The following is an 11143-nucleotide window of genomic DNA, read 5'->3' on the forward strand; positions in this document are numbered from 1 at the left end:
CCAAAGCTTGTGTTTAGTTGTTGTCAGCTGCCCAAGGGTAACCGTTCTCGTCGCGCTCTTGCGTGTATTTGGCGATCAGCGCTTTGTAGTCTTCCAGCAGTTGCTCGCCCGGCAGACCGGTGCGGTTGGCTGTCTCGACCCACTCGGCCAGATACTTCTCGCCGCCTTCGACCAGCTTGGCGCGCTCTTCCGCGGGCAGTTCGAACACTTCGACACCTTGCTCTTTCATCGCGGCAATGGCGTTGTCGTTCGCGGTTGTGATCATGCGGCCGAATTCATCGGACAGATCCGCACCGGTTTCCAGCAGCACAGCTTGCTGATCTTCGGACAGCGCATCGAACATGTCTTTGTTCATGAAGATGCCGACGCCGCCAACCTGGCCCCAGTTCAGCAGGGTGTAGTTGTCCATGACTTCGGCCTGCTTCAGCGCGGCAACAGCGTAGGAATACCCTTGGCTACAATCGATCAGACCGGTGTCGAGCCCTTGGTACGCGTCATAGATCGACATGTTGACCATGTTCGCGCCTTCGTCACCAAAGACCTTACCATAGGCCCCTGTGCCGCGTACTTTCTTGCCGGCGATATCGGCAACCGAACGGATCGCGTCCCCCTTACAGCCGATGTTCACCTGGCTGGTGGTCCATGTCCCGATGTACACGAGGTTCTTTTCAGCCAGGTTTTCCGCAATCGCGGGGTTCGACCGCATCAGCTCGTCCGTGGCGCGCATACCGACCCAGGCGTCTGGGTTGTTTACGGGCAGGTCAGCGATGCCATAGGCGGCCATTTCCTGCGGGTAATACACCGCGATCACCGACCCCATATCCGCCACACCGTCACCGATGGACTGTACAGCCGCATTCGCCTTGAACAGCGCGCCGCCCCACTGGATGTCGAGGCGCAGATCGTTTTCCGACCGCTCTGCAACCTGATCGGCGAACCACTGCAACGCATCTGCACGGGCACCGCGATTCGGGCCTGCTTCGCCGTGGATAAGCACGGTTTCAGCACCGGCAACGGAAGCCGCCACAGTCATTGCAGCAGCGAAAGATAGGTTTTTCAAAAAGGACATGTAATTCCCTCCCAAGAATTGTTTTACCATGCGAAACATCGTTTCACTATGTCTCGGGCGCACACTAGGGAGGGGATTTGGAACGTGCAAGCGAAACTTAAAGCGGCGCCGGAATACCGACGCCGCTCACCATTTAACCAATACTTATCAAATACTTAATTCAGATCACGACTTCTCGCGGCGGTACATGAAGCAGCGCCCCTCCACAGCTTCAGGTGGTAAGGGGATTTCGATCAAATTGTCGAAATACATCCGGTCACTGGACACCATGATGCCCCCGACGGCCAATAACGGTTCGACCAAGGGCGAGATTTCACGCGCGAAAGCATCGTTTTTTGCAAGGTTATGCCCGCCAAGATCCGCGTGAATCAGAGCCGCATTCGCGCCAAAGCGCGTCAGTGCCGCAGGCAGGGTTTCGTGCACATCGCCCAGGATCAGTTGATGGTCCTCGGGCGTGCTATCGGGATTCGATGCAACCGCGCGCTCAAACACAAAGATATCGCGGTCGGGCATCGTTTCACGGATGTGGTGAAAGGTACGGCCATTGCCCAATCCCAGCTCGAACACCGGCCCCGTCATTGTCTGCGTCAGGGCGGCGGCATGGTCGATACACGCACGCTGTGACACCATACGGTTGATAAAAATGTCCAGGCGGCTCATCGCGGTTCTCCTTCGGGTTGGGTCGTACTGATGCAACATGGGGACGCCGCCCCCCTTTGTGTACCGCTGACGCTTGGTTTTTGCGCTGCCCCCTAGACGCTTGGGTGTTTATCGGCTTCACTCGATAGGTAATGATCGCTCTGACCCGCTTGGGATAACAATGGCCCCCCTTCTTGAAGTAAATGACCTATCGATCGGTTTCGGCAACGGCCCGTCGGTCGTGGACGGCGTCAGCTTTGCGTTGAACGCGGGCGAGACCCTCGCGCTGGTGGGCGAAAGCGGGTCTGGCAAAACGCTGTCCTGCCGGTCGGTTTTGCGCCTGCTGCCCGAGGCGGCACAGATGCGCGGCGGGTCGATCCGGTTCAACGGGGCCGAGGGTGCCGTCAACCTGCTGTCCCTCCCCGAAAAGAAGATGCGCGCCATTCGGGGGGATCGCATCTCGATGATCTTTCAAGAGCCGATGCGGTCGCTATCGCCGCTGCACCGGCTTGGCGATCAGGTCGCCGAAGTGCTGCGCTTGCACCGCAATATGGGACGAAGGGCGGCCAAACGTGCCGTGCTCGAACAGTTTGAGAAGGTCGGCTTTGTCGATCCCCTGCGCGCCTGGAAAAGCTATCCGTTCGAGATGTCCGGCGGGATGCGCCAGCGCGCGATGATCGCTATGGCCATGGTCGCCAAGCCCGAGCTGTTGATCGCGGACGAACCGACGACCGCCTTGGATGTGACGACACAGGCGCAGGTGCTCGGGCTGATCCGGTCGCTTCAGGCAGAAACCGGTATGGGCGTAATCCTTGTGACCCATGATCTGGGCGTCGTGGCGAATATGGCGCAGCGCGTCGTGGTGATGAACAAGGGCCGCGTGATGGAACGGGGCGATGCGCAAGAGGTGTTGGGCAGCCCTGCCCACCCCTACACCGCCAAGCTTTTCGCCGCCGCCCCGATGATCCCCGCCGTGGCCGCCCCTGCCCCCGCTTCCACGAAGCCCGCAGACGATGTGATCCTTGATCTGCGCGACGTGTCCAAGACCTACACCATGCGGGCGGGCGGCTGGCGCAAGCCGGTGTCCGTCTCCGCCTGCCAGCACGTTGACCTGCAACTGCCCCGCGGCAAGACGCTGGCGATTGTTGGCGAAAGCGGATCGGGCAAGACCACCTGCGCCCGTATCGCCATGGGGGCCGAACGTCCCGATGCCGCCGGCGAAGTGTTGTTTCGCCCCGACCCCGCCGCCGCACCGCTGGCCGTGCATGATCTGTCGCCCACTGAACGCACCGCATTTCAACGGCAAGCGCAGATGGTGTTTCAAGACCCGTATTCCTCGCTCAGCCCGCGGATGCGCGTGCAGCAAGCCCTGACCGAACCGATGGAGGTGCACAACATCGGCACCGCCCGCGACCGCCACGAAAAGGCGGCCGAAATGCTGCGGTGGGTCGGATTGAACCCTGATATGCTTGGCCGTTTCCCGCATGCGTTTTCAGGCGGCCAGCGCCAACGGCTGTCCATTGCCCGCGCGCTGACGCTCGACCCGAAGCTGCTGATCTGCGATGAACCCACCTCCGCGCTGGATGTCTCGGTCCAAGAGCAAATTCTGACCCTGCTCGAAGACATCCGCGACCGCGCCAACCTGAGTTACCTGTTCATCAGCCACGATCTGGCGGTCGTTGCCCGCATCGCGGACGAGGTCGCGGTTATGCGCGCTGGCGTGATCGTCGAACAGGCCCCGCCCGACACGTTGTTCTACAATCCGCAACACCCCTACACCCGCGCCTTGATCGCGGCACAGCCCGAACCCGACATCAGCCGGCCCATCGATCTTGATCTGGTCGCCAAGGGCGCGGGTTCTCCCACGCTCTGGCCCGAACAGTTCCGCTTTGAAGGCCATCACGCCCCCGCCCTGCGCGAGCTTGAGCCCGGCCATAAGGTACGTTGTCATGCGTAAGTTCTTCCTTGCCCTCGCCGCGACCCTCGGCTTTGCGCCCCTTGCCGCGCATAGCGACGGCCCCGTGCTGCAAGAAAGCAGCTTTTGGGCGCAAGAGGTCAACGCCGGCAGCCTGCCCCACGTGCAGGACCGCATCCCGTCAGAGCCTCTGGTCGTCGACCTCGAAGCCAAGGGCCGCAGCTTTGGGCGTCAGGGCGGTACGCTACGCACGTTGATCTCGCGCACCAAGGACGTGCGGCAAATGGTGGTTTACGGCTACGCGCGGCTGGTGGGGTATCAGCCTGACTACACGCTTGCCCCCGATATCCTCGCCGCGGTGGACGTGGAAGAAGGGCGCAAATTCACGCTACACCTGCGCCCCGGTCACCGCTGGTCGGACGGCATGCCCTTTACCTCGGATGATTTCCGCTACTGGTGGGAAAATGTTGCCAACGACCCGGACATCACCCCCAGCGGGCCGCCGGACTTCATGATCGTGGACAACCGCCTGGGAAAGGTCACCTTCCCCGATGAACATACGGTCGTGTTCGAATGGCAGATTCCCAATCCGAACTTCCTGCCGCTGTTGGCGCAAGCAAGCCCACCGTTCATCTATCGCCCCGCCCACTACCTGTCGCAGTTCCACAAGAAGTTCGCCGATCCCGATGCGCTGGTCGAAAAGGTCAAAGCCGCGCGGGTCAAAAGCTGGGCCGCGCTACACAACAAGCGCGACAATATGTACAAGTTCGACAACCCCGCGCTGCCGACCCTGCAGCCGTGGATCAACTCCTCGGACAAGGACAGTTCGCGCAAGCTCTTTGTGCGTAACCCCTATTTCCACCGTATCGACAGCCGCGGCGTGCAGCTGCCCTATATCGACGTGGTGCAGATGACCGTGGTCGGCGGTGGGCTGATCGCGGCCAAGGCCAACGCGGGCGAGGTCGACCTGCAGGCGCGCGGGCTCGATTTCCCCGATGTCGCGATCCTCAAGAAAGGCGAGGCGGACGGCGGCAAATACCGCACCCTGCTTTGGGCCAACGGCGCCGCCAGCCAGATCGCCATCTATCCCAATCTGAACTTCGCCGACCCCGTGTGGCGCGAGGTCATGCGCGACGTGCGTTTTCGCCGCGCCCTGAGCCTCGGCATTGATCGACGCATGATCAACCGCGCGCTCTATTTCGGCCTCGCCAGCGAAGGCGGCATGTCCGCCCTGTCGCAAAGCGCGCTTTACAACGACGACAACACACATGCGTGGTCCATGATGAACCTCGCCCACGCCAACGCGCTGCTGGATGATATGGGTCTGACCGACCGCACCCCCGCAGGGCTCCGCAAGCTTCCCGATGGCCGCCCGATGGAATTCGTGATCGAAACCGCCGGCGAACGCAGCGAGGAAGAAAACGCGCTGGCGATCATCGCGGACACATGGCGTGATCTGGGCATCCGCCTGATCATGCGCCCGCTGGACCGCGATATCCTGCGCAACCGGATCTATGCGGGGCGGACCATGGCCTCGGTCTGGTTCGGCTGGGACAACGGGCTTCCGGGGCCGTCGACCTCTCCTTCTTATCTGGCGCCGACCAATCAGGAATTCTTTGCCTGGCCGATGTGGGGACAATACTACCAAACAGTCGGACAGGCCGGGTCGCCCCCCGATATGCAGCCCGCGAAACGGCTGATGCTGCTGGCGAATGACTGGAACCACACCGACGACCCACAGGTGCGCGAAGACATCTGGAAGCGGATGCTCGCCATCCACGCCGAACAGCAATTCGCCATCGGCGTGCTGGCCGAGGCCCCGCAACCCGTCGTCGTCTCAAACGATCTGATGAATGTACCGGAGCATGGAATCTGGGCCTTTGATCCCGGCGCGCATTTCGGCATTCACCGCATCGACGAATTCTACTTCCAAGACCCCCATGTGCAGGTAAGCCGATGATCTTCCTCCGATACGCCGTGTGGCGTTTCATCACCATGCTACTGACCCTCTGGGTGGTCTCGCTTCTGGTCTTCGTCATCATCAACCTGCCACCCGGCGACTATCTGTCGAACCAGATCGCCGAGTTGCGCGCCACGGGTCAGGCCGAAGGCGTCGCCAAGGCCGAGTTTCTGCGCCACGAATACGCGCTGGATGAACCGATCTGGAAGCAATACCTGATCTGGGTCGGCATGGTGCCGGGGCCGCAGGGGTTTGCCGGGTTGATCCAAGGCAATTTCGGCTGGTCGTTCGAGTTTGACCGCCCCGTGGGCGAAATCGTCGGCGATGCGCTTTGGATGACGGTGCTGGTCAATCTCGCCGCCGTATTATTCGTTTATCTTATTGCCTTGCCGCTTGGCGTGCTCGCCGCCGCCAAATCCGAGACCTGGGTCGATTATACCGCTGGCTTTCTGGGCTACCTCGGGCTCGCGACACCGAACTTCCTGCTGGCACTGATCCTGTTTTACTATGGCCATAAATACTTTGACCTGCCGATTGGCGGGCTTATGGCCCCCGAGCTTGAGGGCCAGCCCATGTCCTGGGAAAAAGTACGCTCCGTCCTGCTGCACCTGATCGTCCCGACCTTTGTGATCGGCACCGCCGGAGCCGCCGCGATGATGCAGCGGTTGCGGGCGAATATGCTCGACGAGCTTGATAAACCCTATGTGGAAACCGCCAAGGCCAAGGGGATGGGCCCCGCACGACTGCTGTCGAAATACCCGCTGCGCGTGGCCTTCAACCCCTTTGTCGCGGATATCGGGAACCTGCTGCCTGCGATGGTCTCGGGCTCTGTGCTGGTATCGGTGGTGCTGGGCCTGCAAACCATCGGGCCCTATCTGCTGGTGGCGCTGAAGTCCCAAGACCAGTTCCTCGCGGCGTTCATCCTGATGTTCGTGGCCCTGCTGACGCTGATCGGCACGATGATCTCTGACATGCTGCTGGTCCTGCTTGATCCGCGCATCCGTTACGGGGCACGCAGCTCATGAGCATCCAGCCGGACAACCGCTTTGTCGACACCGCCCCCTGGACCGACGACGCTGATCTTTCCGCGCTTGAGCGGGCCGAGATGGACGCCTCTGTCGCGCGGCTCATGTGGCGCAAGTTCCGGCGGCACAAGCTGGCGCTGGTATCCGGGCTGTTTCTGGCCTTCTGCTATCTGATCCTGCCAGTGGCGGGGTTCATCGCGCCCTACACACCAAACGAGCGCAATGCCGAACACATCTACGCGCCACCCCAAAGCATCAACCTTTGGCACGAGGGCAGTTTCATCGGCCCCTTTGTCTACGAGACGACGGGCACTGCGGATCTGGTGAATTTCCGCTGGGAATACGACACCGATACCAGCAACCCGCGCAAGATTGAGTATTTTTGTAAGGGTGAAACCTACCACCTCTTTGCTGTCATCCCCAGCGACACCCACCTGTTCTGCGCGCCTGACGGGGCGACGGTGTTCCTCTGGGGATCGGATCGGTTGGGGCGCGATGTGTTCAGCCGCATCCTCTATGGCGCGCAGCTGTCCTTGACGGTGGGGTTGATCGGCATCACGGTCAGCTTTGTGCTGGGGATCTTCTTTGGATCGCTGGCCGGTTACTTCGGCGGCAAGACCGACTGGCTGGTCAACCGCGCGATCGAGATTTTGCGGTCCTTGCCAGAGCTTCCGCTCTGGCTGGCGCTTTCGGCGGCGGTGCCGTCGAACTGGGGGCCGGTGTCGGTGTTCTTTATCATCTCGATCATCCTCGGCATTCTGGACTGGCCCGGCCTGGCGCGGGCGGTACGGTCAAAATTCCTGAGCCTGCGTGAAGAGGAATACGTCAAAGCGGCCGAGATGATGGGCGCGTCGCCCGCACGGGTGATCCGCAAACACTTGCTGCCGAATTTCATGTCGCATCTGATCGCCAGCGCGACCCTATCGATCCCGGCGATGATCCTTGGGGAAACCGCGCTTAGTTTCCTCGGGTTGGGCCTACGCGCGCCCGCCGTCAGCTGGGGCGTCATGCTGAATGACGCGCAAAATCTGGCGAGCATCGAGATCTACTGGTGGACCGCCATTCCCATGCTGCCGATCATCGTCGTGGTGCTGGCGTTCAACTTTTTGGGCGATGGTCTGCGCGCAAGTCTTGATCCGTATAAATCCTGACCCGCTGGGGCCTTCAGTTCCAAATGGTCTAAATCCCGGGGGGTGCGGGGGGCTGGCCCCCGCTGCGCCGGGTTAGTACCAGTCGCCCATTTTGACTTCGATCCCCTCGCCGACCATGGCCGCAAAGGCGGCGGGGTCTTGCGTGCCGTCGTCGCGCCCACGGTAATGGTAGGGGTAGACGAAGGAGGGTTTGAACGTCGACACCGCAGCCGCGGCCGAGGTCGCGTCCATGGTAAACGGCAGGTTCATACAGACAAACGCCAGATCGATATTCTCTAGCGCCTGCATCTCCGGCGTCGCTTCGGTATCGCCCGAGATATACACGCGGAAATCGCTGAGGTTCACGATATAGCCGTTGTCACGCCCCTGCGGGTGGAACTGCTTGCGTTCTTCGGTGGTGTTATAGGCGGGGATCGCCTCGATCGAGACCTCGTTGAACATCGCCTGCTCGCCATTGGCCAGCGCATTCGCCTTGGCCTTCAGTGCTTCGGGCAGCATGTCGTAGACCGCAGGATTGGTAAGGATCTGCGTGTTTTCGCCCACCACACCGGCCAGTGTTTCGGCGTTATAGTGATCGCCGTGCTCGTGGGTGATCAGGATCAGATCGGGGGTGGCAAAATCGCTGTAGTTGGCGACCTCGCCCACGGGATCGCAATAGATCACGCCGGCTGGCGTCTCCATCACAAAGGACGCGTGGTCGATGGGGTGCACTTTGACCTCGCCGCCGGTAATGGGGAACATATTACCGCCGTGCGCCGCGGCTTGAGCGGCATAAGGCAGTAGCGTCACAACCCCGGCAGTGGCGACGGTGGTCGTCAGGAATTGGCGTCTGGACTGTTTCATGGGAATTCTCCTGTTGCAGGTGGAGATGATGCTAGCGCCCGCCGCCGTCGTTTCAATGTCACAACTGCGCGAGACGCGGCTATCGGTCGTCGCCGCCCGGCTCCGGGCCGGTTTGTGCCTCTTCTTCCAGCGATGCCTGCGCCGCTGCGGTCACCGCATCGCGTTCCTCGTCGCTCAGGTCTTTGACCTTACCGTCGGCCAGACGCACAGTGACCTCCCGATGGGCAAAACGGATTCCTTCGCGCTCGAACAAGGCTCGGATTTCCTCATAGACCTTCTTGCGCACCAGCCATTGATCCCCCGGTTTGGTCATGAACTTGACCCGGATGATCATTGCGGAATCCTGCATTTCAATCACGCCCTGCGATTTCAGCGGCTGGATAAAGTTGTCGCCGATCACCGGATCATCCAGCAGCGCGATGCCGAGCTTTTTGATCAGCTTGCGAACGCGTTCGACATCGGTGTCATAGGTCACCCGCAACGGCAGCTTCATGATCACCCAGTCGCGGCTGTAGTTGGTCATCACCTGCAGCTCGCCAAAGGGAATGGTGTGCAGCGCGCCCAGATGGTGGCGCAGCTGGAACGACCGGACCGAGATTTTCTCGACCGTGCCCTTCACGCCGCCCACATCAAGGTATTCCCCCTTGCGGAAAGCATCGTCGAACAGAAAGAACGCGCCGGCAAAGATATCGCGCACCAGCGCCTGACTGCCAAAGCCGACGGCAACACCGACGATCCCCGCACCGGCGAACAGCGGGCCGACATTGATCCCGAATTCCATCAACACAATGAGGGCGATGGTCACGATCAGAACGATCAGGACAAAGTTGCGAAACAGCGGCAGCAGCGTTGCCAATCGGCTGGCAGAGGACGCGCCGCTGCCTTCGTCGCCCAGTTCCGCCTCGGGCTGGTCGGCGGTTTCGGCCTCGATCTTGCTGTCGATCCAGATGCGGAAGGCGTGATAGACGACGTAGCCGATAAACAGGATCACCATCACGTCCAACAGCTTGTCCGCGTGGCTTTCGACCATCAACGTTGCTTCTGTGTCCCAGATATAGAAGAACGCATAGGCCCCCGTAACAAAGGCGAGGATACCGGCCACGCGCCGCGCCAGACCTTCAAAGCTGGTGAGACTTTGGCGTGGCACCATTGCCGCCTGTCTGTCAGCCTCGTCCAGCGACATGGTATCATCCGCTTGCGCTGTGCCGGCGGCCTCGGGCGCATCCTCGTCCAGGGCGGCATCAGCGCGCTTCTCGAGGCGCAGCTCGTTCAGGCGGCGCATCATGCGCGCGCGGGCAAAGCCGCGTTCAATAGCATAGTTGATCACGCCGTAGACCACGATGATCGACACCAGAATACCATAGGCCCCCGCGATCAGAGGCACGGAGCTTGGGTTCTCGAGCACCAGATCATAGGTCAGTTCGAACCAGGCAAAAATCGCGTATCCCACCACCAGCGGTGCCCAGGCCCGCGATATAAATCGCCCCACGGCGCTGCATTCCGACGCGGGCTTGCCCTGCCGAAGCGCGTTTGAAATGGGGCGGCGGTTGACCCAGATCATCAGAATATTCGCCACGACGATCGCCGCCGACATCAGGGAGGCGATGAAAGCATAGACATCATAGTTCAGCCCCAGTTCAGCGATCCAGATGCCGAACAGGATCGCGACGGTATCAAGGCTTGCCATCATCCACAGCCAGCGGTGCAGCCGTTTGGCGTCGCGGTCGCTAAACACGGGGATGCGGTATTGCGACAGGAAGGGTGACAGGATCATCCGCCACAGGCCCGCGGCCACGCGACAGACGAAATAGCCGATGTTGATCAGCGTGACAGTGAACTGGATCGCCGTGTCTTCAAGCGGTCCAAACAGCAGCGTGCCCAGAATATAGGCCACCACCATCGACACCAGAACGCCGATGACCCCCATGAAAAACCGAAACACCAGAAACGGCATCTTTTCGGTATAGCCAACGGGGTTCGCCTGCACTTTGGCGGTGACGAAGCCGCGTGCCATTCGCTTGCCGAACAGCTCTACCTCGACCACGGCCCCGACAGCAAACAGCGCGAGCGCCACCAGCAGCGTCTCACCAAAGGCCCAAAGCGTGCCGTCCGGGCTGGCGGCCCGCAGGATATAGATCACCTCGTTGATCGCGTCGGGCAACTGCACGATGCGTTCGATCAAGGCAGTGCGGAACTGGTTGCCCCGTTCTTGCAGGTGCATCAGCGCAGAGGTTTCCTTGGCCAGCGCCGCCTCTTGCTGGTCGCCCTCGGCCGGTTGGGCAGATGCGGGCTGGTTCAACAACTGGCCCGCGCTATCGACCACCACCACGCTCACCCCGCTTTCAGCGGCTTGTCTGATGACCTCTTGCAGTCGCGCGGCGTCGCCTTCTGCATCGCTGACGGCAGTTTCCTGCGCTGTTGGCAAAAGGGACAGAACCCCTTGAGCCGTCGCGGCGTTGGCAAAGGGCAAGACCCACAGCGACAAAAGAAGGGTGAAGATGAAATGCCGCATATGTCCTCGCTCATGGCCTTGGGGAGCAG

8 protein-coding genes are annotated in these 11143 nt (G+C 61.0%); 4 read left to right on the forward strand and 4 right to left on the reverse strand.

Features of this window, described 5'->3' with window-relative positions:
• Nucleotides 1-13 precede the first annotated feature (13 nt).
• Together ACNQ62_RS08700 and ACNQ62_RS08705 are read right to left on the reverse strand one after the other, a co-directional pair.
• Nucleotides 14-1069, reverse strand: coding sequence for a C4-dicarboxylate TRAP transporter substrate-binding protein (locus tag ACNQ62_RS08700; RefSeq protein ID WP_037943567.1), 1056 nt, complete (start codon nucleotides 1067-1069; stop codon nucleotides 14-16).
• Between the two features lie 165 nt (nucleotides 1070-1234).
• Nucleotides 1235-1729 (reverse strand): class I SAM-dependent methyltransferase, encoded by a 495-nt coding sequence (locus tag ACNQ62_RS08705; protein ID WP_243251378.1) that lies wholly within the window; start codon nucleotides 1727-1729, stop codon nucleotides 1235-1237.
• Nucleotides 1730-1889: 160 nt separating this feature from the next.
• Between ACNQ62_RS08705 and ACNQ62_RS08710 the strand changes: the two genes are divergently transcribed.
• The 4 genes from ACNQ62_RS08710 to ACNQ62_RS08725 are packed head-to-tail and all read left to right on the forward strand — an operon-like array spanning nucleotide 1890 to nucleotide 7759.
• Entirely contained in the window at nucleotides 1890-3665 is a 1776-nt protein-coding gene (locus ACNQ62_RS08710) for a dipeptide ABC transporter ATP-binding protein (RefSeq protein ID WP_418094669.1), read from the forward strand.
• Entirely contained in the window at nucleotides 3658-5583 is a 1926-nt protein-coding gene (locus tag ACNQ62_RS08715) for an ABC transporter substrate-binding protein (RefSeq protein WP_407474387.1), read from the forward strand. The genes ACNQ62_RS08710 and ACNQ62_RS08715 overlap by 8 nt, the downstream gene beginning before the upstream one ends.
• A complete protein-coding gene (locus tag ACNQ62_RS08720) occupies nucleotides 5580-6608 on the forward strand; it encodes an ABC transporter permease (protein WP_005851921.1) in 1029 nt (342 codons plus the stop codon). The genes ACNQ62_RS08715 and ACNQ62_RS08720 overlap by 4 nt, the downstream gene beginning before the upstream one ends.
• A complete protein-coding gene (locus ACNQ62_RS08725) occupies nucleotides 6605-7759 on the forward strand; it encodes an ABC transporter permease (RefSeq protein ID WP_338460486.1) in 1155 nt (384 codons plus the stop codon). The genes ACNQ62_RS08720 and ACNQ62_RS08725 overlap by 4 nt, the downstream gene beginning before the upstream one ends.
• Before the next feature lie 72 nt (nucleotides 7760-7831).
• Here ACNQ62_RS08725 and ACNQ62_RS08730 read toward each other — a convergent pair whose 3' ends face one another.
• Nucleotides 7832-8602 carry an MBL fold metallo-hydrolase gene (locus tag ACNQ62_RS08730; RefSeq protein ID WP_418094670.1) on the reverse strand — a complete coding sequence of 257 codons (771 nt, stop codon included), beginning with the start codon at nucleotides 8600-8602 and terminating at the stop codon, nucleotides 7832-7834.
• 79 nt (nucleotides 8603-8681) lie between these two features.
• Nucleotides 8682-11114 (reverse strand): mechanosensitive ion channel family protein, encoded by a 2433-nt coding sequence (locus ACNQ62_RS08735; protein ID WP_418094671.1) that lies wholly within the window; start codon nucleotides 11112-11114, stop codon nucleotides 8682-8684.
• Nucleotides 11115-11143: the final 29 nt, after the last annotated feature.

The organism is Sulfitobacter sp. SBS6 (assembly GCF_048285585.1).
In the GTDB taxonomy this organism is placed as follows: domain Bacteria; phylum Pseudomonadota; class Alphaproteobacteria; order Rhodobacterales; family Rhodobacteraceae; genus Sulfitobacter; species Sulfitobacter pontiacus.

Coding starts and splice junctions, on each gene's coding strand:
- ACNQ62_RS08700 (WP_037943567.1), bottom strand. CDS start 1,069: ATGTCCTTTTTGAAAAACCTATCTTTCGCTGCTGCAATGACTGTGGCG.
- ACNQ62_RS08705 (WP_243251378.1), bottom strand. CDS start 1,729: ATGAGCCGCCTGGACATTTTTATCAACCGTATGGTGTCACAGCGTGCG.
- ACNQ62_RS08710 (WP_418094669.1), top strand. CDS start 1,890: ATGGCCCCCCTTCTTGAAGTAAATGACCTATCGATCGGTTTCGGCAAC.
- ACNQ62_RS08715 (WP_407474387.1), top strand. CDS start 3,658: ATGCGTAAGTTCTTCCTTGCCCTCGCCGCGACCCTCGGCTTTGCGCCC.
- ACNQ62_RS08720 (WP_005851921.1), top strand. CDS start 5,580: ATGATCTTCCTCCGATACGCCGTGTGGCGTTTCATCACCATGCTACTG.
- ACNQ62_RS08725 (WP_338460486.1), top strand. CDS start 6,605: ATGAGCATCCAGCCGGACAACCGCTTTGTCGACACCGCCCCCTGGACC.
- ACNQ62_RS08730 (WP_418094670.1), bottom strand. CDS start 8,602: ATGAAACAGTCCAGACGCCAATTCCTGACGACCACCGTCGCCACTGCC.
- ACNQ62_RS08735 (WP_418094671.1), bottom strand. CDS start 11,114: ATGCGGCATTTCATCTTCACCCTTCTTTTGTCGCTGTGGGTCTTGCCC.